The organism is Acinetobacter sp. YH12156, from assembly GCF_013418235.1.
GTDB classification, from domain to species: Bacteria; Pseudomonadota; Gammaproteobacteria; order Pseudomonadales; family Moraxellaceae; genus Acinetobacter; species Acinetobacter pseudolwoffii.
Genome location: NZ_VPCL01000002.1, coordinates 218,436 through 245,420, shown reverse-complemented (window position 1 = coordinate 245,420; position 26,985 = coordinate 218,436). Strand labels below are relative to the sequence as shown.

Annotated in this window: 25 protein-coding genes; 16 read left to right on the top strand and 9 right to left on the bottom strand. The window is 44.9% G+C overall.

Translation table 11 applies throughout. The annotated features are described in order from the left end of the window. Positions 1-14: 14 nt before the first annotated feature. Positions 15-1,433, bottom strand: coding sequence for a phosphate--AMP phosphotransferase (locus FTU87_RS04135; protein WP_180096752.1), 1,419 nt, complete (start codon positions 1,431-1,433; stop codon positions 15-17). 206 nt (positions 1,434-1,639) lie between these two features. On the opposite strand from FTU87_RS04135, the gene FTU87_RS04130 reads away from it, so the two are divergent. From FTU87_RS04130 to FTU87_RS04100, 7 genes are all read left to right on the top strand, one after another. Next, positions 1,640-2,344 (top strand): hypothetical protein, encoded by a 705-nt coding sequence (locus FTU87_RS04130; RefSeq protein WP_180096705.1) that lies wholly within the window; start codon positions 1,640-1,642, stop codon positions 2,342-2,344. 146 nt (positions 2,345-2,490) lie between these two features. Beyond that, positions 2,491-3,435, top strand: coding sequence for a bifunctional demethylmenaquinone methyltransferase/2-methoxy-6-polyprenyl-1,4-benzoquinol methylase UbiE (gene ubiE, locus FTU87_RS04125; protein ID WP_180096704.1), 945 nt, complete (start codon positions 2,491-2,493; stop codon positions 3,433-3,435). Between the two features lie 12 nt (positions 3,436-3,447). Beyond that, on the top strand, positions 3,448-4,125 hold the full coding sequence (locus tag FTU87_RS04120; protein WP_005172978.1) for an SCP2 domain-containing protein: 678 nt from the start codon (positions 3,448-3,450) through the stop codon (positions 4,123-4,125). A 12-nt stretch (positions 4,126-4,137) separates the two neighbouring features. After that, positions 4,138-5,757, top strand: coding sequence for an AarF/ABC1/UbiB kinase family protein (locus FTU87_RS04115; RefSeq protein WP_100534684.1), 1,620 nt, complete (start codon positions 4,138-4,140; stop codon positions 5,755-5,757). Between the two features lie 72 nt (positions 5,758-5,829). After that, positions 5,830-6,252: a hypothetical protein gene (locus tag FTU87_RS04110; protein ID WP_100357912.1), complete on the top strand. Its 423-nt coding sequence runs from the start codon at positions 5,830-5,832 to the stop codon at positions 6,250-6,252. Between the two features lie 90 nt (positions 6,253-6,342). Further along, complete coding sequence (locus tag FTU87_RS04105; protein ID WP_180049785.1) at positions 6,343-7,422, top strand: patatin-like phospholipase family protein; 1,080 nt, start codon at positions 6,343-6,345, stop codon at positions 7,420-7,422. Between the two features lie 60 nt (positions 7,423-7,482). Then, the gene (locus FTU87_RS04100; RefSeq protein ID WP_005095313.1) at positions 7,483-7,800 is read left to right on the top strand and encodes a hypothetical protein; all 318 of its coding nucleotides are present in this window, start codon (positions 7,483-7,485) and stop codon (positions 7,798-7,800) included. A gap of 54 nt (positions 7,801-7,854) precedes the next feature. On the opposite strand, the gene FTU87_RS04095 is transcribed toward FTU87_RS04100, so the two are convergent. Beyond that, complete coding sequence (locus FTU87_RS04095) at positions 7,855-10,206, bottom strand: Tex family protein (protein ID WP_180096703.1); 2,352 nt, start codon at positions 10,204-10,206, stop codon at positions 7,855-7,857. Between the two features lie 336 nt (positions 10,207-10,542). On the opposite strand from FTU87_RS04095, the gene ompR reads away from it, so the two are divergent. From ompR to FTU87_RS04075, 4 genes are all read left to right on the top strand, one after another. After that, on the top strand, positions 10,543-11,307 hold the full coding sequence (gene ompR, locus FTU87_RS04090; protein ID WP_004278590.1) for a two-component system response regulator OmpR: 765 nt from the start codon (positions 10,543-10,545) through the stop codon (positions 11,305-11,307). Between the two features lie 260 nt (positions 11,308-11,567). Further along, complete coding sequence (locus FTU87_RS04085; RefSeq protein ID WP_100329320.1) at positions 11,568-13,028, top strand: ATP-binding protein; 1,461 nt, start codon at positions 11,568-11,570, stop codon at positions 13,026-13,028. Positions 13,029-13,233: 205 nt separating this feature from the next. Continuing rightward, positions 13,234-14,751, top strand: a complete 1,518-nt coding sequence (locus FTU87_RS04080) for an acetyl-CoA hydrolase/transferase family protein (protein ID WP_005095307.1) — start codon at positions 13,234-13,236, stop codon at positions 14,749-14,751. A 229-nt stretch (positions 14,752-14,980) separates the two neighbouring features. Next, a complete protein-coding gene (locus FTU87_RS04075; RefSeq protein ID WP_180096702.1) occupies positions 14,981-15,631 on the top strand; it encodes a DsbA family oxidoreductase in 651 nt (216 codons plus the stop codon). 109 nt (positions 15,632-15,740) lie between these two features. Here FTU87_RS04075 and FTU87_RS04070 read toward each other — a convergent pair whose 3' ends face one another. Next, positions 15,741-15,941 (bottom strand): dodecin family protein, encoded by a 201-nt coding sequence (locus FTU87_RS04070; RefSeq protein ID WP_005095303.1) that lies wholly within the window; start codon positions 15,939-15,941, stop codon positions 15,741-15,743. Between the two features lie 400 nt (positions 15,942-16,341). Between FTU87_RS04070 and FTU87_RS04065 the strand changes: the two genes are divergently transcribed. The 4 genes from FTU87_RS04065 (at position 16,342) to FTU87_RS04050 (ending at position 19,574) form a co-directional block, all read left to right on the top strand. Then, a complete protein-coding gene (locus tag FTU87_RS04065) occupies positions 16,342-16,509 on the top strand; it encodes a hypothetical protein (protein ID WP_171063334.1) in 168 nt (55 codons plus the stop codon). A gap of 267 nt (positions 16,510-16,776) precedes the next feature. Further along, the gene (locus tag FTU87_RS04060) at positions 16,777-16,956 is read left to right on the top strand and encodes a hypothetical protein (RefSeq protein WP_005095300.1); all 180 of its coding nucleotides are present in this window, start codon (positions 16,777-16,779) and stop codon (positions 16,954-16,956) included. A gap of 9 nt (positions 16,957-16,965) precedes the next feature. Then, positions 16,966-18,360 carry a hypothetical protein gene (locus tag FTU87_RS04055; protein ID WP_159138678.1) on the top strand — a complete coding sequence of 465 codons (1,395 nt, stop codon included), beginning with the start codon at positions 16,966-16,968 and terminating at the stop codon, positions 18,358-18,360. Positions 18,361-18,452: 92 nt separating this feature from the next. After that, on the top strand, positions 18,453-19,574 hold the full coding sequence (locus FTU87_RS04050; protein WP_180096701.1) for a hypothetical protein: 1,122 nt from the start codon (positions 18,453-18,455) through the stop codon (positions 19,572-19,574). A 428-nt stretch (positions 19,575-20,002) separates the two neighbouring features. Here the strand turns inward: FTU87_RS04050 and htpG are convergent, their stop codons facing one another. From htpG to FTU87_RS04025, 5 genes are all read right to left on the bottom strand, one after another. Next, a complete protein-coding gene (gene htpG / locus FTU87_RS04045; protein ID WP_074383935.1) occupies positions 20,003-21,922 on the bottom strand; it encodes a molecular chaperone HtpG in 1,920 nt (639 codons plus the stop codon). A gap of 158 nt (positions 21,923-22,080) precedes the next feature. Continuing rightward, positions 22,081-22,425 carry a lysozyme inhibitor LprI family protein gene (locus FTU87_RS04040; RefSeq protein ID WP_180096700.1) on the bottom strand — a complete coding sequence of 115 codons (345 nt, stop codon included), beginning with the start codon at positions 22,423-22,425 and terminating at the stop codon, positions 22,081-22,083. A gap of 184 nt (positions 22,426-22,609) precedes the next feature. After that, on the bottom strand, positions 22,610-23,245 hold the full coding sequence (locus FTU87_RS04035) for an OmpW family protein (RefSeq protein ID WP_180096699.1): 636 nt from the start codon (positions 23,243-23,245) through the stop codon (positions 22,610-22,612). Positions 23,246-23,575: 330 nt separating this feature from the next. After that, the gene (locus FTU87_RS04030) at positions 23,576-24,940 is read right to left on the bottom strand and encodes a Na+/H+ antiporter family protein (RefSeq protein WP_180096698.1); all 1,365 of its coding nucleotides are present in this window, start codon (positions 24,938-24,940) and stop codon (positions 23,576-23,578) included. A gap of 100 nt (positions 24,941-25,040) precedes the next feature. After that, a complete protein-coding gene (locus tag FTU87_RS04025; protein WP_100355509.1) occupies positions 25,041-25,916 on the bottom strand; it encodes an alpha/beta fold hydrolase in 876 nt (291 codons plus the stop codon). A 117-nt stretch (positions 25,917-26,033) separates the two neighbouring features. Between FTU87_RS04025 and FTU87_RS04020 the strand changes: the two genes are divergently transcribed. Next, positions 26,034-26,528: a DUF4442 domain-containing protein gene (locus FTU87_RS04020; protein WP_205668332.1), complete on the top strand. Its 495-nt coding sequence runs from the start codon at positions 26,034-26,036 to the stop codon at positions 26,526-26,528. A gap of 57 nt (positions 26,529-26,585) precedes the next feature. Here the strand turns inward: FTU87_RS04020 and FTU87_RS04015 are convergent, their stop codons facing one another. After that, positions 26,586-26,951, bottom strand: a complete 366-nt coding sequence (locus tag FTU87_RS04015) for a hypothetical protein (RefSeq protein ID WP_005095281.1) — start codon at positions 26,949-26,951, stop codon at positions 26,586-26,588. Positions 26,952-26,985: the final 34 nt, after the last annotated feature.

Genomic DNA, 26,985 nt, shown 5'->3' with positions numbered 1-26,985 from the left:
CTACTTCAGGCAGATTATTCTGCCTGAAGCTGTTTTAAAATGGCCTTTAACACCTCGACCCGTGCGGTATTTTTATCATCGGTCGCAATAATATGCCAAGGCGCATAATCGGTCGAGCTACGTTCAAACATGTCGGCTGCCGCTTTCAGATAATCCTCCCAACGTTCCCGGTTACGCCAGTCATCCTCAGTAATTTTAAAACGCTTATGCGGTGTATCTTCGCGTGCCTTGAAACGTGCGGCCTGTTCATCTTTGGAAATGGCCAGCCACAGTTTGATCACCACGGTTTGATGCTTGACCAGACTTTGCTCAAAACGGTTAATTTCCGCATACGCACGTTGCCATTCTGCGGCACTGGCAAAACCTTCTATCCGCTCTACCAGCACCCGCCCATACCAGGAACGGTCAAAAATACAGATATCATCATCGCTTTGCAGCTTGGTCCAGAAGCGCCATAAATAGGGACGGCTCAGCTCATATTTTTCTGGTGCGGCAATGGTATGAATTTCATATTCACGCGGATCCAGTTTTTTCACAATGCGCTTGATCGCACCGCCCTTTCCAGCCGCATCCATGCCCTCAAACAGAATCACCACATTCCGCGGATCGGACCGCATCGCCTTGGCTACCTTAGCCGTTAATTTCTTCAGCTCCGGCTTGTAATCCTCTGCCTTGGCTCGAGTTTCGGCAGGATGTTTTAACAGTTCGGGAATCTTGGCCTGTTTCCATCGTCCACTGGCTCTGGCCGGATGATTGGGGCAATGCTTGAGAGCACCCAGAATATGCTGGGCAAATTGCTGGTCACGCTGCTGTTCATCTTCACCCTCAATAATGAACCAGTCTTCGGTAAAATGCTGACGCAAGCGCTGCAAGGTGTCGTACTGTTTTCTGTTGCGCCAGTCCAGACCATGCAGCTGATGCCAGTGCGCTTCACTCGGATCCATGGCATCCAGCCGTTTTTGCAGGGCTTTCCAGGACAGGTCAAACCAGACCTTGACCACATCGACATGATTATTTTTCAGGTCCTGTTCAAAGGCCTGCATCTCTTGCAGATAATGATTGAACTGTGCATTAGTGATCGGATCTGAAGCTTGCATGGCGCTGCTCAGCAGGTCGCTGTACCAGTTGCCAAACAAGACCATGATTTGTCCTTCGGCCGGAATAAAGCGCGCATAAGGCTGCCACAAAGTCTGTTTAGGCCCGGCCACTTGCGGTGCATCTGCTTTCACGCGCAAATAGCGCGGATCGACCCATTCACGCAGCTGCTTGACCGCTTCACCCTTACCGGCCAGCTCAATCCCGTTGACCAGAATCAACAGGCTTTTGGCATTTTTCTGGCCGCGTGTTTTTTTTAAATCATATTGAGCATCAATCAGCTCGACCGATAACTGATCTTCATCCATTAACTGAAATTGTGGTTGTTCCATGCGTATCTTCAACCCTGATGTTTTTATTCTGTTTGCAGTATAACGATGAGTTTTGGCGCAAAAATAGCTCTGGCAACATTTTTCACACGATTAAATTGGCTATTTAAACAACACATTGACAGACAAATGTCCGATCTGTGTTCAATTTGTCATAGCAGGATTGCCCGGCAGCCTCTAAGATTCTTGCATCCTCCAATCATAATTGAAGCCTCATGTCCAAACTTGCCGTACTCGATGATCTGTTAGCGCATTATTATCAACTGGCTTATCACACCCGGCCTGACATTTTAAGCCGTTTACAGGATGTGCAGGCCTGGCAGAAAGTCCGCATGCAGCGCACTCATCGCGCCCATTTTGCTGAAAAACAAAACCTGTTGATGTCCGAATATTTCCTGAACCGTCTCTACGGCGGTGCTGAATTTGATGCGCTGGCAGAACAGATTGCCCGGCTGATGAAATATGCGCATAAAGCAGAAAAAGTTATTCCGGAAAATGCCATTAAAACCGGCACCTCAGGGGTAGAGCTGGCTATTCTGGCGGTACAACTGGATGAACAGGTCGCGATTCAGTTATTACAGGATTATCATCCACATGAACCGCTGACTGACGAGATGATGCGCCTGACCTATTTGAAGCTGGATCAGGGTGAAGCACGCTTGAAACAGCTGGCTCTACTGGATCAGCTCGGCATGAGTCTGGATAAATACATGCGTTCATTTGTGGTCTATACCGCCTTTAAAATGTGTAAGGGCGCGGCGAATAAGTATAACTTTCAGGTGATGTATGAATTTATGCAGGATGGTTTTCTAGCGATGAAGCCACTTAAATCGGCAGAAAAATTTGTACGCACGTTCACGGCAACCGAACGCCAGATTATCGAGAAAGTACATTCTGGCGATCCGTTGCCATTTCAGTAAATACCCGATGAGTATTTCTGCCAAGCGTGAATTTTTCTGTATATTATTCATAACAATTGCATCATGATTGCTGAATAAGCCTTTAGAATCTGTCATGATGCAGACAATGCAAGATTAACCCGATTGATATGTTAGGAGTGACTCCAATGTCGAATGAAAATACAACGCCTACCCCTACCCCCGAGTCGGCACAACAGACAGACAAAGTGAGCCCATTCTTAACTGAACCCCTTCCACAAGGCACCCCGCAAGGTCAGCAACAATCTTTAGAACAACGTCTGACTGACACGCCTGTGACGGGTACTGTGCCTAAATATAATCTGCCGCGTGGTGCCAATACCGGTAACGTCGGCTCAACCACACACTTCGGCTATCAAACTGTCAACAGCGAAGAAAAAGCCCAGAAAGTCGCAGAAGTGTTTCACTCTGTGGCGAGCAAATACGACATCATGAATGACCTGATGTCTTTTGGTATTCATCGCCTGTGGAAGCGTTTTGCGATCAATATGTCAGGTGTACGCCGTGGCCAGCATGTACTAGATATCGCGGGCGGCACCGGCGACTTGGCTAAAGTCTTTAGCCGCGAAGTTGGCCCGACGGGTCATGTGGTACTGTCTGATATTAACGAATCCATGCTGAATGTCGGTCGTGACCGTCTGATTGATGCAGGTTGTACCAATGTCGATTTCGTTCTGGCAAATGCTGAAACCTTAGAACCATTTGCAGACAACAGTTTTGATCTTTTGACGATTTCATTCGGTCTGCGTAACGTGACCGATAAAGATGCCGCACTTGCATCGATGTATCGTGTACTCAAGCCAGGTGGCCGTTTACTGGTGCTGGAATTCTCTAAACCGGTGTTTGAGCCATTCTCTAAGCTTTACGATCTGTACTCATTCACAGCCTTGCCAATCATGGGTAAAATCATTGCCAATGATTCTGAAAGCTATAAATATCTGGCTGAATCGATTCGTATGCATCCAGACCAGCGCACCTTAAAAGGCATGATGGAAAATGCCGGCTTCCAGAATTGTGACTATCACAACCTGACTGGCGGGATTGTTGCAGTTCACCGCGGTTTTAAACTTTAAGGTTCACTCCCTATGTGGTCAATTCTGGCACTCGGTGCTGTTGAACGCGTGATTCACCATGTGATTGATCTGGATGCGATTACCCGCATCCAGCTAAATGCTTTGTCTGGTAAAATGCTGCGGGTGGTGATTGCTTCTCCGCAGCTTTCGGTCGATGTGTTTTTTGATAAAGACAAGCTTCGTCTGGAGCCGACCGCGACTGGTCATAGTGAAGCATCTTCAATCTTTGAACAGCGTCCATTTGATGCTGGTTCATCTACAGTCACCGAAGCGACTGCAACCTTACAGGTCAGCAATGTGGTGGAATTACTCAAGCTGCTGCTGTCCGATGAAGTCGGCAATATTCCACTGCAAGGTGACTACAAGTTATTGCAGGAAATCCAGCGCATCATGCAACAGGCAGAGCTGGATCTGGCGGCGCACTTAAGTCCCTGGATTGGCCCGGCACTGGCACATGAAATTGGTAAATTACAGCTATTACCCAAACAGCTGAAACGTACCCTGCAAAGTCAGCTATTCTTTGCCGAAGATGCCTTAAAAGAAGACAGTGGTCTGTTTGCCCCACGCTGGCAAATGGATGACCTGAATCAGGACACCCGTATCCTGAATCAAAATTTAGATCGGGTTGAAGCGAAAATCCAGCAGCTTCAGGCCCAGATCGATACCTCAAACAATTCTACTCAAGACTAGGTACGCCGCTTTATGATTCCGCATGTTTCACGTTTACTCGAACTTTGGCGCATCGCCGCGCACTATCGACTCGACACGTTGTTTCCTGCGGAAGAATTACCAGAAAAGGCCCGGCATATTCTGTCTTTGATCCGTATGCATCCGGCCGCCTGGTCCAGTCGTGAACGTAAGAATCCACTCAAGCTGAAACTGGCTTTAGAAGAAATGGGACCGCTGGCCATCAAAATGGGCCAGCTGCTCTCCACTCGTCGCGACCTGATTGCACCTGAACTGTTACAGCAACTGGTTTTGCTGCAAGATCAGGTCAAGCCCTTTGACAATGACGTGGCGCGGATGCGCATTCAGGAATCGCTGAAAGCCGATGTAAATACCCTGTTTGCCCGTTTTGATGTGCAACCACTCGCAGCAGCCTCGATTGCACAGGTGCATACCGCAGCCCTGCACGATGGTCGTGAAGTGGTGGTCAAGGTGACCCGTCCGAATATTCGCCAGCAGATTTTGCAGGATTTTGAAATTCTGCAATGGCTGGGGGACTTTTTGGAAAAACGTCTCGAAGCTGCACGTGCTTTACATTTGTCTGAAATTATTCAGGATTATCGTCAGATCATTTTAAATGAACTGGACCTGACCCTGGAAGCGGACAATACCCGCCGTATGCGCCATCACTTTACCGGCTCCAGCATGATGTACGTGCCGGAAGTGTATATGGACAGCAAAGATGTGCTGGTGGCCGAGCGCATTACCGGAGTGCCAATTTCAGATATCGCGACCTTTGACCGACTCGGCATGGATCGTGCTGATCTGGCACGTAAAGGCCTGACTATTTTCTTTACCCAGGTCTTTCGCGATAACTTTTTCCATGCCGACATGCATCCGGGCAATGTCTTTGTCGAAACCATCAATCCGAGCAATCCGCGCTTTATTGCGCTGGACTGCGCGATTATGGGTGAGCTGTCCAAACACGACCAGATGACCGTAGCACGCATGCTGCTGGCGGTCATGAACAGCGACTTCATGCAACTGATTCAGGTGGTGCATCAAGCTGGCTGGATTCCACCAGGCACCGATCAGGATGCTTTGGCTCGTGAAATGCGCCGCAGTGTCGGGCCGATGGTCTCTAAACCAATGCATGAGCTGGATTTTGCCGGTATTTTGATTGAAGTGATGGACATTGCCCGTCGTTTCCATCTGGAAATTCCACCGCAACTGATGCTGCTACTCAAAACACTAGTGCATGTCGAAGGCTTGGGAACCGACCTGTATCCGGAACTGGATATCTGGAGTCTGGCCAAACCGATCCTGACGGACTGGATCAAGGCGCAGATGAATCCGCAAAAGAACCTGAAAGAACTGGGACAAAAAATTCCGGATCTGCTATTAGGGGCACAGGATCTACCAACCTTGATGATTGATAGCCTGAACGGTCTGAAAAACCAGTCAGCCTGGCATGCCAAACAGCTCAATGAACTGCAAAGCATGCGCCTGCAAATGGAACTTCAGCAAAAACGTAGCTGGATGTTTGGCAGTATCATGGCCATTCTGCTGTCGATTGCGATTATTTCACCATGGTTTGTGTCGGTGCTTCTGATTGTGCTGGTGAGCGTTCTGGCAGTCTGGCGAATTTCGAAATAATTTTTTAAATAGCCTGATTCGTCAGGCTTTTTTATGCTTAAATTATTGAAAAAATAAAACAAGAATATCCAAATGAAATATAGTTTTTTATGCGCACTGTATCGCCAGAATAGACAAAAAACCTTTCTCACTGCACTACTTTACAGCTTCCCAACATGGATAGATATTTTTTTCTATATCAACCAAACAGCCCATTGGCTTGCATGGTCCCCTGCTGCCAATACCACATTCTACCGCCTGATTCATAGTGACTATTTCTGGCTCATTGTCAGCTTTAACCTGCTTCCGTTGTTATTTCTATTCTGTCTACGACAAACACAGCTAATACTAGCTTTAAAAATATGGATAGGTATTGCAGGTAGTTTCTTTCTAATTCATGCTTTTTACTGGCCAAGCTATCCTATAACCACGCTTTTGATTATTTCATTTAATCTACCTTTTTTAAATTTACGCAATAAAGAACTCATGCACACTTACATCAACCCGATGCCATGACTCTCAAGTCACCTTAGGACATATCTTGCCATTGGGTCTAAAGACGCATCGATTAAAATAAGCACACACTTGGCTGGTATGGGTTGAATCATGGTACAGATTTTACAAAAACGGGCGCCTGCGCTGACGATTCGTGCTGGCCATCTGGCACGTGAGCTGATTCTGCAACAAGGATTACAACCTGAACAGGTCGATATTATCCCAGGTGCTGCAGGTGGCCCAAAAGGAATCGGGATTCAGGGTCTGGATCAGGCAATTTTTGGCGAATTTTTCCCACGTGCCCCACAACGGCGTACTCTCGTTGGTTCCTCGATTGGTAGCTGGCGTTTTGCCAGTATGGCTGCACATGGGGCTCAACAGGGAACCGAGCGTTTAGCTGAGCTGTATACCAACCTTTATTTCCATAAAAAAATGACCCGCCAGGAGGTCAGCGAAGTTTGCCGCGGCATGCTACTCGACCTGGTACAAGGCAAGGAAAATGATCTGGTCAATCATCCGGATTATCATCTCGCTGTGATTTCAATTAAAGCCAAGCACATTTTCCAGAGTGACAAAGCGCTGCCTTTGCTGGCTTCTGTAGCCGGAATTGTCGGAACGACTGCTGTCGCACGTAAACACAGCCGTCATTTTATGCAGCGTGTGATTAGCCAGCCGAATATGGGGGAACAATTTCAAATCGCGGAAGATGGATTTACTACACATTATCATGCCCTGACCGAGCAGAGTGTATTGTCCTGGCTGATGGCCTCGGCGTCGATTCCCGGGGTAATGGCAGCGGTGAACAATATTCCAGACGCACCGCAGGGTTATTACCGCGATGGTGGCCTGATTGACTATCACATTGACCTGCCCTTTCAGAGCAAAGGCATTGTGCTCTATCCACATTTTACTGACAGCATTACTCCCGGCTGGTTCGACAAGTTATTTAAACGTACCTCAAATCCGGAAAATCAGGCACGCACCTTGTTGCTTTCTCCATCGCAGGACTATCTGCAAAGTTTGCCTTCAGGCCGCTTACCGGATCGTAAGGATTTTACCCTGAAGGGCCTAGATCAGGCAGAACGGATCAAATTATGGAAAGCCTGTATTGCTGAAAGTCAGCGTTTAGGCGATGAATTTCTGGAACTGGTCGAGAAGCAAAATTTTGCTGAGGTCATGAAAGGCTTGTAATTGACCGAGAGTGCCCGATTATTTGTATAATTGCCTTCATTTTGTGAACTGTTGAGATTTATGCAGAAGTTTTTAGTGGTCCTGCAATACCTGTGTCTGGCCTTTGCCGTCTATCTGACTTATAGCGTGAGCATGTCGCTGTATAACCAAGATTTTGTCCTGATGGAGCTGGTCGCTGATATTGGTACGATTCTGATCTGTATTGACTTGGGCGTGTTTTTATTTAGCAGTAAAACCAAAGCAGGCATTACCATGGAAGAATATGCCAAACGACTGGAACAGCCACCGTCGAAACTGGTCTATGTGACACGAAAAATGGGGCATCTGGGTATTTTGCTGATTATTACCAGCTGGATTGTACCGATGATCAATTCATAAAAATCACATATAAAAAACCTCCCGATCGGGAGGTTTTCTTTTAGCAATTAAAGATTACTTTGAACCTTTAATGCCTGCTTGAAGTAGCAACGCACCCAAACCACCAATTTTTTGCTCTTGTGGTTTAGCCGCTTGCGGTTTCTTGCCCTGAGGACGCTCACCTTGCGGACGTGCTTGTTGTGGACGTTTGCCTTGAGGCTTACGCTCACCGCGCTGTTCATTCTCACGACGTGGCTGACGTGGTGCTTTTGCCGGCGCTTCAGAACCTTCAGGACGCATCGATAAGTTCACACGATTACGTTCAGCATCCACATTCAAGACCCGCACTTGCACGATTTGACCCGGTTTCACCACTTTATGCGGATCCGCGACAAATTCATTGGCAAGTTCAGAAATATGCACCAAACCATCTTGATGCACACCGACATCGACAAATGCACCGAAGTTAGTGACATTGGTTACTACGCCTTCTAGCTGCATGCCTTCAGACAATTGCGCAACTTCAGTAATGTCATCACGGAACTTCGCGGTACGGAATTCTGGACGCGGGTCACGACCCGGTTTTTCCAGTTCGCTTAAAACATCTTTGATAGTTGGCAGACCGAACTTCTCATCTGCAAATTCTTCAGCATTGACCTGACGAATGATTTCAGTATTGCCAATGATATCTTTCACTGTCGTCGCTTTCGCTTCAACAATTTTAGATACAAGTGCATAAGATTCTGGATGCACTGCAGAAGCATCGAGTGGCTCAGAACCATCTTGAATACGCAAGAAGCCCGCGGCTTGTTCAAAAGTACGCTCGCCTAAACGTGGCACTTTCTTCAAGGACTGGCGATTATCAAAACGGCCATTTTCCTTACGGAATTCCACAATTTGCTGTGCAATCGATTTATTCAGACCTGCGATATAACCCAAAATCGCCGCAGATGCCGTGTTGACATCGACACCCACCGAGTTCACACAGTCCTCTACCACTGCTTCAAGGGTTTTCGCCAGACCAGTCTGGTTCACATCATGTTGATACTGACCCACACCAATCGATTTCGGATCAATTTTCACCAGTTCAGCCAATGGATCCTGTAAACGGCGTGCAATTGACACTGCACCACGAATCGACACATCCAGCTCTGGCAGTTCTTGAGAAGCCAGTTCTGATGCTGAATACACCGAGGCACCTGCTTCAGACACAGATACACGCGTCAGTTTAAGATCGCTATTCGCAGCCATCATTTCAGCCACTAAAGCTTCAGTTTCACGGCTTGCCGTTCCATTACCCACTGCAATCAGGTCAACATTGAACTCGCGGCATAAACGTGCCAGTTCAGCCAATGAACCTGCTTTATCATCTTTGGGTGCAAATGGATAAATCGTGCTGTGTGCCAGCACATCACCCGATGCATTTACCACAGCCAGTTTCACACCGGTACGGATACCCGGGTCAACGCCCAGAGTAGTGCGCGCGCCTGCAGGAGCAGAAAGCAGTAAATGACGCAAATTTTCAGCAAATACGTTCATGGCTTCTGTTTCAGCAGCCAGACGTTTTTCAGTCAGCAATGAATGTTCAATGCTTGGACGCACTTTGCCAAGCCAGAACAGTTTTGCGGTTTGCTTCAAGAAATCCTGACGTGCTTGCGGCTGAATCGTGTCTAAATTGTATTCAGTCTCAATGCGTGCCAATGGTGCAGCATCTTCGCCATCCACTTTTAGGCCCAGAACGTTTTCTTGACGGCCACGCAGCATCGCCAATAAACGATGTGAAGGCACTTTGTTCAGGTTTTCAGAGAAATCGAAATAATCACGGAATTTTTTACCGACTTCTTTCTTTTCTTCAGAAGCAACCAAACTTTTCAGCACTGCAGTTTTGGCAAAAGTGGCTTTCAGTTCAGTGGTCAGCGCGATATTTTGTGCCCAGTCATCAATCAGGATGTGCTGGATCGCATCAAGCTGGCTTTCAGTATCTGGATAATCGTCATGGCTAAAACCGGCCAATGCGTCGCTTGGATCTACCGCTTCAGCAAAAATTTTCTCGGCGATTGGGCCTAAACCGGCTTCCTTGGCCTTAAATGATTTACTGGTACGTTTTGGACGGTACGGTGCGTAAATTTCTTCTAATGCATTTTTGGTTTCAGCTGCATTCACACGCGCCAACAAATCATCAGACAATTTATCTTGTTCTTTGAGTGATTCAATCACCTTGTCACGGCGCTCATACAAATCACGCAAGTATGATAGACGCGTATCGAGTTGACGTAATTGCGTATCGTCTAAGCCTTGCGTTACTTCTTTACGGTAACGTGCAATAAAAGGAACACTGGCACCTTCATCAATAAGCTTGATGGCAGCTTCAACTTGGTTTGGACGTACGGCAAGTTCTTTTGCCAACTGCTGAACTAAGTCAGTCATCGTGTTTGATCCCACAAGGATAAGTACTAAATGGCATGATTATAAAGACCGGGCCTATAAAATCCACCATTGTTTTTATTAATTTGTCTCAACTTTATATTATGAAGTGCGACAGTTTTCAGCTTTTCTGAATATAGTTTGCATGAACTTTGCTTTTTATCTCGCTCCAAATCATATTTTTTGTCCATTTAGATGTATATATTTGGTATCTATGTCTTGATTTTAACTGCAATATTTGGTGCTTTAGAGCATAGTCAATTAATATCAATGAATCGTATACTCAAAGCATATTTCATTTTTTGTTTATGACGACAATAAAGAATAAAGGAGCATCTCATGAGTTTAGTTGTACCTGCTGAAAAAGCCGATGCCGTACATACCGAAACAGACCGAGTCGAACGCATCTTGGTTGTTGATGATGATGTTCGTCTGCGTACCCTATTGCAACGTTTCCTCGAAGATAAAGGCTTTGTGGTGAAAACTGCACACGATGCCACGCAGATGGATCGACTTTTACAGCGGGAACTGTTTTCTCTGATCGTGCTCGACTTTATGCTTCCGGTTGAAGACGGTTTAAGTATCTGTCGTCGTTTACGCCAATCCAATATCGATACGCCCATTATTATGCTGACCGCGCGCGGCAGCGATTCTGACCGTATTGCAGGGCTTGAAGCCGGTGCGGACGATTACCTGCCTAAACCGTTTAATCCGAATGAATTGCTGGCGCGTATTCGTGCGGTATTGCGTCGTCAAGTGCGTGAAGTACCGGGTGCACCGAGCCAGCAAATGGAAGTGGTCTCATTTGGCCCCTGGTCACTGGATTTATCAACCCGTACATTGACCCGTGAAGGTCAAGTCGTGACTTTAACCACAGGTGAGTTTGCGGTATTGAAAGCTCTGGTTCAGCATCCACGCGAACCGCTCACCCGTGACAAGCTGATGAATCTGGCGCGTGGTCGTGAATGGGGTGCCATGGAACGTTCGATTGATGTTCAGGTGTCACGTTTACGCCGTCTGGTTGAAGAAAATCCGGCGCGTGCGCGTTATATTCAGACCGTTTGGGGTGTGGGTTATGTGTTTGTTCCAGATGGTGCGGAGTAAATTAATACCTTGATTCATGACGGAGTCTTATAGTTTAAGCTCATTTATAGGGTTTAACCTGCGGTTCGCCTTACTTTTGTTTCGACAAAAGTAAGCAAAACCATTGTCATCCGCAAAACTCGACAACCTCCGTCATTCAAGCAATTCTCTCGCAGAAACATCATTGACCATCTTGAGTCCTGCCTCAAACAGTTGCGGATGACCTTAACGTGTATCCAACTACGGGGGGAAGCCTCCCCTTTTGAGCAAAAGGACGCAGTGTGAAACTCGACCCCATCGACCCACAAAAATTTACCGATTTTGTTACCTACTCAGAAAAAAAACGCACCCGTGGGGAACGCTTTCTGGACAAGATCAAACCGCGTTCTGCCGCCATGCGTACCACAGTTCTGGTGGTCTTTGTGGTCTGTTTCAGCCTGTTCATGTCTTTGTGGTTCTTCTGGCGTACCTTATTTTTACCTGAAATCCAGCAACATGCGCGCTATCTGGCCATGGAACTGGAAATTCTCAATAATCCCGATCTGCGCCTGTATCATAAACAGCAGGAAGTCGATATTGATACCTGGTTAAAAAACCGCGTTGGTATTGAATATGTGACCAATCCGGCAGAGTATCCTACTGTCCGGGAAAAAGTGATTGCAGAATTTTTTACCCGGCAGATCGAAACCAAGCTGGCCAAAGAACTACGTATTGAAGAGGCCACGGTCTATTTCCAGTTTAAACCAAGCCCGCGCATCTGGATCCAGACCCCTGAAATGAATGGTCACTGGGTGCAAGAGCCTTTAAAAACCTATGCCAATTATAGTAATGAGCTGATTCTGGGCTGGTTACTGGGCACGCCGATTATTGTCGGTATTATTATCCTGACCTTGGTGCGTCAGCTCAACCGTCCTTTACGCCGCTTGCAGAATGCCGCCAACAGTTATAGCCGCATTGGTTCAGCACCTTATCTGGACACCAATCATGGCCCACTGGAAATCCGTCAGGTCAATCATGCCTTTAACCAGATGATTTATACCTTGGACCAGACCGAGCGGGAACGCCGCATCATGCTGGCCGGTATTTCACATGACTTGCGCACGCCTTTAACGCGGATTCGTCTCAGTGCCGAAATGATGCCCGATGAAGACTTTCTCAAAGAAGGTCTGATTTATGATGTGGAAGATATGGACGCGATTCTGGATCAGTTCATTTCCTATATGCGCGATGGTTCCGATGAAGAACCACAGGACACCAATGTCAATGTATTGCTTCAGGAACTGGTCAAGCAGTTTAAACCGCTCGATATCCGTTTCAGTCCGCAAGAAATACCGTTGATTCAGGCGCGCAGCATGTCGCTAAAAAGACTGATTGGCAACCTGATCAATAACTCAAAACGCTATGGTTCAGAACCGATTGAAATCTCTGCACATGTCGAGGAAAACCAGCTGTTAATTTGTGTTGCAGATCATGGCGAAGGCATTCCGGAAGACCAGATTGAAGCGCTGATGCAGCCTTTTGTACGGGGAAATTCAGCACGAACCGTCCAAGGCAGTGGCTTGGGACTGGCCATTGTGAAACGGATTGTCGATATTCACCAAGGTCAATTACGCATTCATAATCGCCCTGAAGGCGGACTTGAAGCCATCATCTCACTCCCCTTGAATCAGCTTAACCCAGAGACGCCTCCCCCAGCCACCACACTTGATAAAATCCGCCAAACACTGACTGATCGCTTTTAAGAAACGATCAGTCAGTGAGCAAATGATTTTGTAGTTTTTCTATACAATTCATTTTATATTTCATTAATTCAATCACTTAAAAATCATCATTTTTTATTATACCTACATTTAGCTAAAAAATTAGACCTTAGCCTAACACCTATGCACAATACATTTTTTGAGCGGTACAATCCGTCTCATAGTTTAAGAATTAATGAGAGTTAAAATGTCTTTAGATCGTATCCGTTTAGCCTCCCTACACAACAAAGTCATCAGTCCAGAACAAGCGGCTGAATTCATCAAAGATGGCATGACTGTGGGTATGAGTGGCTTTACTCGCGCGGGTGAAGCGAAGGCGGTTCCTTTAGCTTTAGTTCAACAAGCAAAAGCAAATCCATTAAAGATCACGTTAATTACTGGTGCATCACTAGGAAACGATCTAGACAAACAACTGACTGAAGCTGGCGTACTGGCACGTCGTTTACCGTTCCAGGTCGACAATACTTTACGTAAGGCGATCAACAACGGCGAAGTGATGTTCATCGACCAGCATTTGTCTGAAACTGTTGAACAAATGCGTAACCAACAGCTGAAAAAACCAGATGTTGCGATCATTGAAGCGGTTGCAATCACTGAAGATGGCGGCATCATTCCAACCACATCTGTAGGTAACTCTGCAAGCTTTGCAATCTTTGCTGAAAAAGTAATTGTAGAAATCAATACCAACTTAAGCCCGGCATTTGAAGGCTTACACGATATCTATATCCCGTCATACCGTCCAACGCGTCAAGCGATTCCTTTGACTCAAGTGGATGAGCGTATCGGGACACATGCGATCAACATCGATCCAGCAAAAATTGTCGGTATCGTATTCAACAATGACTTGCACGACTCACCATCTACAGTAACTGCACCAGATGATGAGACGCAAAGCATCGCCAACCATTTGATCGCTTTCTTTGAAAAAGAAGTGGCTGAAGAGCGTCTACCAAAAAACTTAGGTCCATTACAGGCGGGTATTGGCTCAATTGCCAACGCAGTATTGACCGGTCTGAAAGATTCAAACTTCGAAGACTTGATCATGTACTCAGAAGTACTACAAGACTGTACCTTTGAATTGATTGATGCAGGCAAAATGAAGTTTGCTTCAGGTTCTTCGATTACCCTGTCTGCTAAATATGGCGAGAAAGTATTTAACAACCTGGAACAATACAAAGACAAACTGGTATTACGTCCACAGGAAATTTCGAACCATCCTGAACTGGTACGTCGTTTAGGTATTATCGGTATCAACACGGCACTTGAGTTTGATATTTACGGTAACGTGAACTCGACTCACGTCTGCGGTACCAAAATGATGAACGGTATTGGTGGTTCAGGTGACTTCGCACGTAATGCGCACCTGGCGATCTTCGTGACCAAATCTATTGCGAAAGGTGGCGACATCTCTTCTGTAGTGCCTTTTGCTTCACATATCGACCATGCGGAACACGATGTAGATATTCTGGTAACTGAACAAGGTTTGGCAGATCTTCGTGGTTTAGCGCCACGTGAGCGTGCCCGTGCAGTGATTGATCACTGTGCACACCCAATGTATCGTGATGCCCTGAATGATTACTTTGACCGTGCTTCTGCAAAAGGCGGCCATACGCCTCATCTGCTTCGTGAAGCGCTGTCTTGGCATTCAAACTTCGAAGAAAATGGTCACATGCTGGCTGTTGAAGCTGCAGTAAAAACTGCATAATTGACTGCATTCGAAAAACGCCCTACGGGGCGTTTTTTTATGGGATTTTTATCTTTCTTGAATAGCCATAAGCAGACTCTCTGGACAAAATCATCAGGCTATCATTCATATTCTCGTCCAATCTTCATGCTGCCAATATGCTGTAGAAATCCCCTTCTGATGCTCAAGGACTTTAAATTCTGATTCTTCACCCTCATACTTAAACACAAGAGTAAATTAGAGACATGACATGCGCGTAGATATCTGGTCAGATGTGGTTTGCCCCTTCTGCTATATTGGTAAAAAACGTTTAGAAGCAGCTGCACAAGAAGCAGGCATTGAACTTGAAGTGCATTGGCACAGTTACCAGCTCGACCCTGAAGCACCAATGCGCCAGGAAGTGTCCAATTCTGAGCGTCTGGCACAAAAATATGGTCGTAGCGTAGCTGAAGTCGAAGAAATGCAGCGTAATATTGCCGAGATGGCCAAAGCTGAAGGCATTGAATTTAACTGGGAAGGTGCCAACTCAGGCAATACTTTCAATGCGCATCGTATTATTCATCTGGCGCAAAGCAAAGGTTTGGGTACTGATGCACAGGAAGCTTTCTTCTATAGCTATATGACGCAAGGCTTGGCCATTGGAGAGCGTGAAACACTAGAAGATGTCGCAGCACGTATTGGCCTGAATCCGGTCGAGGTCGATGACTTACTGGACTCTGATGAATTTTCCGATTTTGTCAAATTTGATCAGGAAGTGGCACAGGATCAGCTCAAAGTGACTGGTGTACCTTTCTTTGTTTTTGATCAACGTGTGGCCTTGGCAGGCGCGCAGCCTAAAGACGTGTTCTTGCAGGTTTTTGAGAAAGCGCTGGAGACTGCAGCAGAAAATCCGGCTGAATAATACTCAACAGAGAGTTGCAATACGCCTAGGCAATCGAACTCAGAAAATTTATAAAAACATCCCCATTTCAGATGGGGATGTTTTTTGCCTGTCATTTACACTCATTGACTTAGTCGACCAGAAAACTAATTTTTAAATTTACACGATATTCCGTGATTTTATTTTCTTTGATGACCACCTTCTGTTCATTGATCCAGGCACCTTGTACATTTTTGATGGTTTCTGTGACTTTTTGAATACCGGTTTGAATCGCATCTTCAAAGCTTTTCGTACTGCTTGAATTAACTTCCACCACTTTTGCAATTGCCATAATGAAACTCTCATTGTAAACATGAATGAAAATCCATCTTAGTTCATTCCCACAGGATTGCAGCAGCGCGTAAACAAGCGACAGCAAAAACTTACATGGATTGAACAAAGCTTTCATCTGAGCAGATGAAAATCTGTTGACCTTATTTTGGCAGTTCATGATATTCAAATTTCCATTGTGACTAACAACCATAAAAGCCCCGTAAACAGCCGAAACCCAGACTAGAGTAAATACACTAATATATTGTTTTGTAGAATAATTTTTCTAATTTTTAGGTGCTGCTTTTGCCGAATCTATCATTTTCTATTCAGCCTTATTTGCTATGATTTCACCCGAATCAAGTTTAAATACTCTCCCCTCTGTTCAAGTTATTGAGCACCCTGATATTAAAGGTCGTCCCATGAATGCTCTTAAATTTGCTTTCGCAGCAACTGTTATGGCTTTTTCTGTTCAAGCATCAGCGCAAATGGCACAAGTGGTTTATCTGCCAGACTTTCCGGCAAGCAAAGCACCTGCTGAAACTGTAAATACAGAAACTGCAACGCCGGCAACTGAAAAAACTGCTTAATACCCAACAAGTTTTTATGCAAACAGGCTGATTGATTCAGCCTGTTTTTTTATATCGATTTAATTTAGCTGCTCTCTGAAGAAAATCTATATTTTAAAAATTATCGATCATTTCATATTTTGCTATTTTCCATTGATATTGATCGCTTTTTTGTCATTAAATTTACTAGTTTATAAATATAAAACCGTTAAAATAAATCACTATTTCATGTGATCTACGCATATAATTGTAGCAATATAAAAATATTGATAATACAAAAGCATTGTTATGAACAGACTTCAGGCATTGGTGCAGGGTAAAATTTCACCTCAGTCCATTTCTATTGATTTTCTGATTGAAATGGCAGAACGCCATACAGATCCTCATTCTGCTGAATACAAATTAATCGAGTTGGCGCTGAATATGGTGCTGGCCCAAACTTTGGATAAAGCGCTAAAACATATCTAGAGATATAAAATGAACGCTTTAAAAAAAGCACACTTAGTCAAGGAATTACATGAATTGATCCAGCAACTGGAGCATCAGGCTCTACCTCTGTACGACGTGGCCCGTTTCAAAAAAAGAATTCGTGATATCTTTAATCTTTGTGATGAACCTATTTTTAAAAATCAGATTTTAGCGTTTAAAGCCCAGACCCAGCCTGAACTTGCTGCCTATCAATTTTCCGCCAGTACCCCCTATCATCTAAGTTTTTGTGGTTATTTCACTGAAATTCCAGCTCTGGAAAAGGCACTGTATACCCAGCCAGATATAGGCTGGGCAATTCTACATCATCCTGAGCGTGGCTGGCAGGTCTGGCTAATTCCGGCACCGAAGCATCCTGCACTAAACAGTGAATGGAATGAGTTACAACAATGTTCTATCTGGCTGTCACAGCAACAATTGACAACCGGTCTGCAAGCGGCTCCTCCATTGACTGTACCGGCCTTATCCCTGAATGAAGCAGAAGCCAGCTTAAAAGCGGCGGCCACGACTCGATATCATCGTGGCCGACAAAAAGCAAAAATCAACTCATTAAGCTTAAATCATTCAGATGAACCACACATTCAGATACAGGCCACGTCTGAGTATCTAGATCATCCATTACCCACTGAAACTGCGATTGTGCAGGAAAAAATTATTGTCCCAGAAGTGATCGATTTTCCCGCTGAGATTCAACTGGGAGACGTGATTGCGCAGGTTCAGCCTTTGACTCCGGAAGATACCAATCTCCAGCGGCTTTGTGCTTTAGAATTGGAACCTGATGTCGGGCATCCAGCCTATCTGGATATTGTGCTGTATTATGCCGCAGAAGATCACTGGCAGGCACGCCAAGTTTATTTGGTGGAGCAGCTGAATCTGCAAGGCCAGTTTATTAAATATCTGATGCTTTTGGGTGCATCAAGTCAATTACAGGCGCACTATTGTATTGAGCATTGGTTGAGTCAGCATCAGTATCAGGCTGCTGCGATTAAATCGCTGTCGTGGCCTCAATTAAGTACAGGTTTCACGCAATTGCATCTGTTGTCAAAAGCCTATTTGCAACAAGCAGAAATAGTCTGGACACAACCCGATTATTATCCTTATATTCCGGCAGATTCGATTCAGAAACAAAAATTTATCTCATTTGAGGAAGCCCTTGCGGATTTCTCTACACCGATACTCTTATTGCAAGAACATCAGCGAATACGCGTGATTCATGGTGAAAAACGCCTGTCTCTCGCAGAGGATGAACTGGCCTATCCATCTATCTTGCTGCAACGTGATCAACAGCTAAACTGGCAAAAAATTCACACGATTATTTTAATGATGTCGCAACCCATTCAGGTCATGGAGCTTTATCAGGCAATTCAGACTCAAATCATTGAATAATTGCTGTTATTTTGTAGCTTTAACTTGCTTTTTATCGCTATATTTAAGAAAACTACAGCTGAATAAAAGAATACAAGAGTAATAAATATCTCATGCAAATAAATCGAATTACTCAGATCTTCCTGCTCTCTCTTGGCGTGGGAATCAGCAGTAGCATGTCTTGGGCAAATTCAGTAAAAGATGCTTCTTCAGACCAGGAAAAAAGCTCGGAGAATGTTGAGCCGGTACGTTCAGGACTGCTGGATCAAATTCCGCGTTTGATTGATGCAACACCAACCATTCTTCCAGAGCAGTCGAATACCGCCATCGTCCCGCCAACGCTAGAAACGGAAAATCATTCATGGGCCGATCAGAAACAGAAAGGCATCCGAGAATGGGCAGATCGTACTGCGTATAAGATTGACAACTGGTTCGGTGAAACTGATCCGGATCAGCCGGCTGCCGCCACACTGCGTGTCATTTTGGATAATCGCTGGGATGAATATGAGGGCTATGAGATTAAGCCCCGTATCCGTGGCAGAATCAAACTTCCCACCTTAGAACAAAAGCTGAGTCTGGTCTTCGGTGATGACAGTCTGGACAATGAATTAGACAGTAATGTCGCGATTACCAATGAAAATCCGGCAACATCTGGAGATAAGCGTCTCGATACCAAGCGCGCACGCCAGGATAACAGCTCATTCGCCTTACGTTGGTCGGAATGGTCAGACCGGATTCCTTTTGAAACCGATCTGGATCTAGGTTTACGCTCCGGAGATGATATCTACCTGCGCGTCAAAGCCAGTAAAGATTGGACACTGGAAAATGACTACTTTTTTCATGCCGAACAGATTTATCGCTACGGGATTCAAAGTGAAAACTATTTGCGTACCAATCTGGAACTGATCCATGCCCGTCCCAATCAGGCATTTTTTTCCAATCAGCTCAGTCTGACCTATGCAGATGATCAAGATGACGATCTGACCTGGGACAACTATACCTTTAGGCAACATCAGTTTTTTCAGGACAACCGTTTTAGCTATGGTATTTATACTGGCGGTTATCTAAATGACAAGGATCTGCGTCTTAATCGCTGGGGACCGTATGTGTCCTGGAGACAGCCTTTTTTACGTGAATGGTTTTTTGTACAGACCGACCTCAACTATCTGAATGATCATCGCGAAGATCGTGATCACTATGTTGGTGCTTTGGTGCGTTTAGAGGCATTGTTTTAAACTCAAGCGCGGTGCAGATATAAAAAATTCCTCCGTAGAGGTAATGCTGATTAGTTAAGGAGTTTAGAAATAGACTCTTTAACTTTTTAGTCGTTCACGACGGAGTCTTAAATTTATAAATCAAATACTTAAAAATAATTTTTTACTTTGGTTTCGCCCAAATGAGAAGCGAAGCTTCGCAAGGAAGGCATCTTGCGGAGCAACACTCCTCACCGCAAAACTCGTCAGCCACCATCGATTAGTAAATTTGTCGCAGAAACAATCATTTTTAAATCTTGCGGTGCAATACACCTCATGCCTCAAACAGTTGCGAATGACTTTTCTATCTATCAGATATAATCATGAATTTGAAAAAGAAAATGCCAGTCAATTCCTTAACTGACTGGCATTACTCCGTAGAGGGATTTTTTAGCTTAAAGCATCATGCGTTAAGCAAGCAATAAGCTATTGATACGCTTCACATACTCAGCAGGATTTTCTGGTAATCCGCCTTCTGCAATCACCGCTTGATCAAAGATCACATTGGCCAGATCATCAAACTGCGCTGAGCCATCCAGTTTTTTCACCAAAGGATGTTCCGGGTTGATTTCCAGAATCGGCTTCATATCCGGTACAGGCTGACCTGCATCTTTTAGCATACGGATTAATTGTGGAGATAGTTCCCCTTCTCCAGTCACCAGACAGGCCGGTGAATCGACCAGACGCGTAGTCACGCGCACTTCTTTGGTCTTGTCTTTGAGTGAATCAGTCAGCTTCTCGACCACCGGTTTAAACTGGGCTGCGGCTTCTTCAAGTGCTTTTTTCTCTTCAGCATCCTGAAGATCGCCCAAATCAACTGCACCCTTAGACACGTTTTGCAACGGTGTGCCATCGAACTCATTCACGAAGTTCATCGCCCATTCATCTACGCGTTCGGTCATGAGCAGAACTTCAATGCCTTTCTTCTTGAACAGTTCCAGCTGCGGTGAATTCTTTGCAGCATTCAGGCTGTCTGCAGTCACATAATAGATGGCTTTCTGGCCATCTTTCATGCCTGCTTTATAGTCTGCCAATGACGTGCTGACTTCATCATTGTTCGAGGTTGCATAACGCAGCAGTTTCAAAATACGTTCACGGTTGGCAAAATCTTCGCCTAGGCCCTCTTTCAACACTGAAGCAAATTCCTGATGGAAAGTCTTGAATTTTTCCTGATCTTTTTCATCTTCAGATTTGGCCAGATGATCCAGAATCGTCAGGATACGGCGGGCATTCCCGTCACGAATGGTTTTTACATCGCGGCTTTCTTGCAGCAACTCACGGCTGACGTTCAGTGGTAAATCCGCACTGTCTACCACGCCTTGTACAAAACGCAGGTAATTCGGAATCAGGTTATCCGCATCATCCATAATAAAGACGCGTTTCACATACAGCTTGATACCGGCTTTTGATTCACGGGTGAAAATGTCATGTGGGGCTTTGCTTGGAATATACAATAACTGGGTATATTCAGTACTGCCTTCCACCCGGTTATGCGCCCAGGCCAATGGCGCCGTGAAATCATGGCTTAAGTTTTTGTAGAACTCGACATATTGTTCTTCAGTAATTTCAGACTTGCTCCGTGTCCAGAGTGCGCTGGCCGAGTTAATCGCTTCCCACTCATCAGTCTTGACATACTGGCCACCTTTCGGTGTTTCCCCTTCAGCTGCTTCTTCTTCCTGCCAGACTTCTTTTTGCATCTGGATTGGCAGGCTGATGTGGTCTGAGTATTTATTGATGATCTGTTTGACTTTATGGCTTTGCAAATAGTCCAGCGCATCGTCACGCAGATGCAGAATAATATCGGTACCACGACCTGCTTTTTGAATTTGTTCAACTTCAAATTCACCAGTACCACCACTGATCCAGCGTACGCCTTCAGATGCATCTGCACCGGCACGACGTGATTCTACCGTGATCTTGTCTGCCACAATAAAACCGGAATAGAAACCGACCCCAAACTGGCCAATCAGCTGGGCATCGGCCTTCTGGTCACCGGTCAGTTTAGACATAAAGTCTTTGGTGCCCGATTTGGCAATGGTGCCTAAATTATCAATAGCTTCCTGTTCGCTTAGACCAATTCCGTTATCTGAAATGGTAATGGTCTTATTCTCTGCATCAAGGCTGACACGAACACGTAAATCCGGATCATTTTCATAAAATTCGGGATGATTGATCCCTTCAAAACGCAATTTGTCACAAGCATCCGAGGCATTCGAAATCAGTTCGCGCAGAAAAATTTCAGGGTTTGAATAAAGCGAATGGGTCACGAGATGTAGTAACTGAGCCACTTCAGCCTGGAAACTATGTTTTTGTGCGTTAGACTCGCTCATTAATCACTCCTTTTATTTTAAATACAGGTCAATACTGTTGCCTATATGAATGGAGTGAGTTCCTCAATTTTCAATAGTCAGTGGTATATTTTTTCACAAGATATTTTTGAGCACTTGATCTGGCAGGGTTTTAATCTTTGCCAGACCGACTGTCAGACTTAATAAGGCCCAAGCTTATAAATGCGCTGAAACTGCAAGTCCAGTTGCTGTTGACGCATATTATAGACTTGGTTCAGGCAAGAGACCGATTCCAGACACTGGTCGCGAAACTGCAACCATTTGACCTGATCGCGCTGTATCACTGAACGCGTGCCCATGGGAACCATACGCCGTAAGATATGATAGCTGGTACTCATTTTGACATCGGCATCATTAAGCAGACGATGTTCACAAATGGCTTTTTCGGTCACGGTTTCAGCTTTCTGACAATCAAAACTTGCTGCATAGGCAGGTGCAGCCAACAGGCCGCAGAAGATCACAATACTCTTCATTAAAAATCTCATGCTGATCTTCCTTATTATTCAATTATTAAGTCGTATTCAATTAATATTTACTTTATTCGCTTTAATATATTTGAACAGTGCCGATCTGCTCAATTTCAATAGGTTATAAATCGTTGTTATTTTGAAAAAAAAGCCTCATACAAGATGAGGCTATTGGAAAAGGTGAATCCAAAACGATTGGAACTTAGAATTTGTAGCTATAACCGACCGTATAAACCCAAGGATCGATTCCAAATTCACCTAAATTAATTTTTGTCCCATCAGCAGTTCTTGCTTCCAGATCTGTATCTAAGTCTGCATAACGTGCATCAACAAATACACCCCAGTTTTTTGCATCCGCTGGCTGGAAGTTAAAACCGACTTGGCCAGCTACACCATAAGCAACATCTGCATCAAGCTTTGCTACACCTAATGCATCTTTTGCAGTTTGGCTAAATTCTTCATCCCATGGAATGAATACTGTAGCACCTACGCCGATATATGGAGTAAAGCGGCTTGAATTTTTAAAATTATATTTGGCTGTGATCGTTGGTGGTAGATGTTTTAATGATGCAATTTTCACATCACCCGCCATCTCAACATCATGCTTAAATGGGGTAGCCAATAATAATTCGGCTGAGATATTGTCATTAAAGAAATATTCAACAGAAGGAGTAAAATTGAGTTCGCTACTTGCTTTAGCATCTTCAACTACACCAGGAATCAGGTCAGTTTCCTGAGTAGGCGCTAATACAGAAGCCCCCACTTTCACTTGCCATTGACCTGCCATCGCCGATGCTGAAAGACCCATTAATGCAATTAGAGCAACTTGCTTTAACATTTTAAAATACCCCACAGGAAGAATAATTATTAACAAAATATCTCTTAATTAATAATAAACACGGGTTAAATTAATATGCAATAGAGATTATAAAACTAAATTTTTATTATTATTTAAGTCTATGTAATTAATAAATATTTATTTTAAATTGACTAGATTGGTTGGTTTTAATACCAACCAATCTAATCAGATTTAAATAAGGTTATTTAAAGAAATAAACTCATTTTTATATTTAAAACCATTAAAACATGTATTTTAAATATATATTATAAAGCCATTTAAAATACCCCTTGAGTGAATTTAATATTCACTCAAGTCCGTATAATTAAATTACAGCACCATCGCCGCGATCCAGCCAAAAATCATCAGCGGGATATTAAAATGAATGAAGGTTGGAACCACACTATCCTTCATATGGTCATGCTGACCATCCATATTCAGACCGGATGTTGGGCCTAGAGTTGAATCTGACGCTGGAGAGCCGGCATCGCCTAAAGCCGCCGCAGTCCCGATAATGGCAATGGTCGCAGCCGGGCTGAAACCAAACTGGATACACAGCGGAACATAAATAATCGCCAGAATGGGAATAGTCGAGAAAGACGAACCAATGCCCAATGTGATCAGCAAACCAATCAACAGCATCAGAAATGCGGCCAGTGCCTGACTATTACCAATCCAGTTTACTGATGCTTCAACCAAGGTTGGTACCTGATTAGTCGCTTCAATCACCGCGGCAAAGCCTTGTGCCGCAATCATGATAAAGCCAACTAGCGCCATCATGCGCATACCGGTAATGATCACATCATCCGCTTCTTTCCATTTAAAGATCCCGGCACAACTCAGGATTGCGACACCGACCAGACCGGCCAGAATCATCGAGTCTGAATAAAGCTGTACCGCCAATGTGGCAATAACTGCAAGGCCGGCCATCCAGATGGTAAATTTGGCAATCTGCGGTTTAACCTGCTCAGCCACACCCAATTCAGCGGAAATACTTTGCTGTTCCTGGACATGAATATCTTGATATTGACGTGGTTTGCGATAGCTAATAAAGATCGCCACCAATAAGCCCACAAACATACCGAATACTGGAATTGCCATCGCAGATGGAATCTGGTCATAGCTAATTTCAAATCCATATGGCTTACCAAAAGTATTGATGTTATGACCCAGAATGTCATTCAGGAAGATTGCACCAAAACCGACCGGAATCAGCATATAGGTGCCTACCAGACCAAAGGTCAGCAAACAGGCAATCAAACGACGGTCGAGCTTTAAATGGTTAAATACAGTCAATAATGGTGGAATCAGGACTGGAATAAAGGCGATATGTACCGGAATCACGTTCTGGGAAAATACCGCAGCAATGGCTACTGTAAAAAAGATCAGATATTTCACCCGGTTTTGTGCTTTAAAATCAGCCTCACCTTTTAAGGTGTTGATCATTTTATACGCCAACAAATCCGGCAAACCTGAACGTGCCAACGCCAAAGCAAATGCACCTAAAACACCGTAAGCCAAGGCAATTTTGGCACCGCCGCCCAAGCCATTGTTAAACGCGTCCAAGGTTCCCTGAAGGCCAAGACCTGCCAGTAAACCACCCGTAACAGCACCAATGACCAGGGCAAAAACCACAGGTACACGTGCCAATGAGAGTCCGAACATGACTCCAATAGCAGCAAGAATTGCGAACATAATGAATCGGAATAGAGAGAAAGCGGCTATTTTATCAGAAAATTCGGATAAAAATTCCGCCACTTTTCCTTTCAGCAGTCATGTTCAGTGCTGAGGCTGATTAAACGACTTCAGCAGATTGACGCTGAATAAAGTGATCAATTAATTGAGCCACTTGTTCTGGCTGGCTCAGAATTGCCCAGTGATTGGCGTCCAGTTCCACTTTAGAGAAATTATCGACCCATTTTGCCATCTCATCGACCAGATCAGGCCCGACAAACTGGTCATATTTCAGCACAATCGCTTGTACCGGACAGATGGCAAAGCGCTGCCGTGGTCGGGCCAAACGCGGTAAAAAATTGGCCCGATACAGGTTTACCCCATACTTGCCATCTTTGACGATCTTCGGGTTCAGCGGCAGATCGTCCCGTCTTTCTAATTGCCGGACAATCTTGGCCCAGCGCTGCGGATTAAAAAAATTCCAGGCCAAGGGGGCTAGTAAAGGCAACTGAAATACCGCGATATACCAGGACTTGCTCATTTGCTTTAAAAATTTTGCTTTGTCTTGATTGAACTGCTCGCGCATCCAGAAAGCAGCATGATCCAGACAAGGGCCAGACAGCGTGCTATAAGACAGAATTCGGCCTTTGAATCTTAAATCTGTGACAGATTCCCAAGACTGAATTGAACCCCAGTCATGCGCTGCCAGATGAAAACCACGATTCGGCAATACCTTGCTCACTACCTCTTCCAGATCCTGACTTAAGCGTGCCAAGCGGTAATCCGAGATTTTTTGAGGAATACTGGACTCACCTGCGCCGCGCACATCGTAGCTCACAACAAAATAATCCTGACTCAAATAAGCAATGACTGGCTCCCAAACCGCTTGATGATCGGGGTAGCCATGAACCAGTACCAATGCCGGCCGTGTGGGCTGTCCGTAAGTTTTAACGCAAAGACGCTGCTGATCCGTGGTATCGACCCATTGCATTTCCATGTTTTGATCCTGTTGTTGTTATTGACCGCATAGTTTATAAATCGGAATAATTTATCAATGCCAGCGCATTTTTGTTGCTCTAGTATGCATAACTACACAAGAAAAAAGAATGTCAGCATGAGCCTATTCCAGAAAATTCAAAAACTGCCTTTGGTTTCAAAATTTATTCTGAACCGCTATGCCCCCTATCGTGGTGCAGGCATCGAAATTGATAAAATTGATTTTAATCATTATCACATTCGGGTCAAAATGCCACTGACCCGTAAAAACCAGAATATTGTCGGCGTCCATTTTGGTGGCAGCTTATATTCAATGGTCGATCCATTTTATATGCTCTTACTGATGCATCATTTAGGGCCGAAATATATCGTCTGGGATAAGGGCGCGAGTATCCAGTTTTTAGCACCGGGTCGCGGCACCGTCTTTGCTGATGTGCGCATCTCTGCTGAAGAAGTCAGTACTATTATTGACCTGGCTGCTGACTATGCACCGGTATATCGCCATTACCAGCTCAATATCTATGATGAGGCTGGCGTTCGAATTGCCGAAGTACAAAAAACGGTTTATATCCGGCGCAAACAAAGCAAAGGAAAAATTCAAAAAACTGGATAAGGTAAAAGCGCCACATGGGCGCTTTTAGATCTGAATCGATTTAAAGTCAGTGCAGACTTAACGACGGCGGTTATCCTGTTCGATCGCAGCACCTGCGCCACCACCGATTGCACCACCAATCGCAGCACCAGCATTCCCACCGAATATGCTTTTACCTACAGCTGAGCCTACAGCACCGCCGACACCACTATAGGTCGCATTACGGTTTGAGCCACCTTGGGACTTACTTCCCACGGCTGCGCCTGCACCACCACCGACTGCAGAACCAAGACCACCCCCGACACTATTACCTACACCACCACCGACTGCACCACCTAAGGCGGCGGCACCGATACGCTGCTCATTGGCAGACATACTTTCACAACCTGCCAGCATAAAGGTGGAGAGAGTTGCAACTGCCATCACACCCATTAATTTTTTCATGACTTTGGCCTTCCTTTTCATACTTTAATTTAGC

Coding starts and splice junctions, on each gene's coding strand:
- FTU87_RS04040 (WP_180096700.1), bottom strand. CDS start 22,425: ATGAGATTTTTAATGAAGAGTATTGTGATCTTCTGCGGCCTGTTGGCT.
- FTU87_RS04070 (WP_005095303.1), bottom strand. CDS start 15,941: ATGGCAATTGCAAAAGTGGTGGAAGTTAATTCAAGCAGTACGAAAAGC.
- ubiE (WP_180096704.1), top strand. CDS start 2,491: ATGTCGAATGAAAATACAACGCCTACCCCTACCCCCGAGTCGGCACAA.
- FTU87_RS04115 (WP_100534684.1), top strand. CDS start 4,138: ATGATTCCGCATGTTTCACGTTTACTCGAACTTTGGCGCATCGCCGCG.
- FTU87_RS04030 (WP_180096698.1), bottom strand. CDS start 24,940: ATGTTCGCAATTCTTGCTGCTATTGGAGTCATGTTCGGACTCTCATTG.
- FTU87_RS04105 (WP_180049785.1), top strand. CDS start 6,343: ATGGTACAGATTTTACAAAAACGGGCGCCTGCGCTGACGATTCGTGCT.
- FTU87_RS04100 (WP_005095313.1), top strand. CDS start 7,483: ATGCAGAAGTTTTTAGTGGTCCTGCAATACCTGTGTCTGGCCTTTGCC.
- FTU87_RS04055 (WP_159138678.1), top strand. CDS start 16,966: ATGAACGCTTTAAAAAAAGCACACTTAGTCAAGGAATTACATGAATTG.
- FTU87_RS04110 (WP_100357912.1), top strand. CDS start 5,830: ATGAAATATAGTTTTTTATGCGCACTGTATCGCCAGAATAGACAAAAA.
- FTU87_RS04080 (WP_005095307.1), top strand. CDS start 13,234: ATGTCTTTAGATCGTATCCGTTTAGCCTCCCTACACAACAAAGTCATC.
- FTU87_RS04075 (WP_180096702.1), top strand. CDS start 14,981: ATGCGCGTAGATATCTGGTCAGATGTGGTTTGCCCCTTCTGCTATATT.
- FTU87_RS04035 (WP_180096699.1), bottom strand. CDS start 23,245: ATGTTAAAGCAAGTTGCTCTAATTGCATTAATGGGTCTTTCAGCATCG.
- FTU87_RS04120 (WP_005172978.1), top strand. CDS start 3,448: ATGTGGTCAATTCTGGCACTCGGTGCTGTTGAACGCGTGATTCACCAT.
- FTU87_RS04065 (WP_171063334.1), top strand. CDS start 16,342: ATGAATGCTCTTAAATTTGCTTTCGCAGCAACTGTTATGGCTTTTTCT.
- FTU87_RS04025 (WP_100355509.1), bottom strand. CDS start 25,916: ATGGAAATGCAATGGGTCGATACCACGGATCAGCAGCGTCTTTGCGTT.
- ompR (WP_004278590.1), top strand. CDS start 10,543: ATGAGTTTAGTTGTACCTGCTGAAAAAGCCGATGCCGTACATACCGAA.
- FTU87_RS04130 (WP_180096705.1), top strand. CDS start 1,640: ATGTCCAAACTTGCCGTACTCGATGATCTGTTAGCGCATTATTATCAA.
- FTU87_RS04060 (WP_005095300.1), top strand. CDS start 16,777: ATGAACAGACTTCAGGCATTGGTGCAGGGTAAAATTTCACCTCAGTCC.
- FTU87_RS04020 (WP_205668332.1), top strand. CDS start 26,034: ATGAGCCTATTCCAGAAAATTCAAAAACTGCCTTTGGTTTCAAAATTT.
- htpG (WP_074383935.1), bottom strand. CDS start 21,922: ATGAGCGAGTCTAACGCACAAAAACATAGTTTCCAGGCTGAAGTGGCT.
- FTU87_RS04050 (WP_180096701.1), top strand. CDS start 18,453: ATGCAAATAAATCGAATTACTCAGATCTTCCTGCTCTCTCTTGGCGTG.
- FTU87_RS04095 (WP_180096703.1), bottom strand. CDS start 10,206: ATGACTGACTTAGTTCAGCAGTTGGCAAAAGAACTTGCCGTACGTCCA.
- FTU87_RS04015 (WP_005095281.1), bottom strand. CDS start 26,951: ATGAAAAAATTAATGGGTGTGATGGCAGTTGCAACTCTCTCCACCTTT.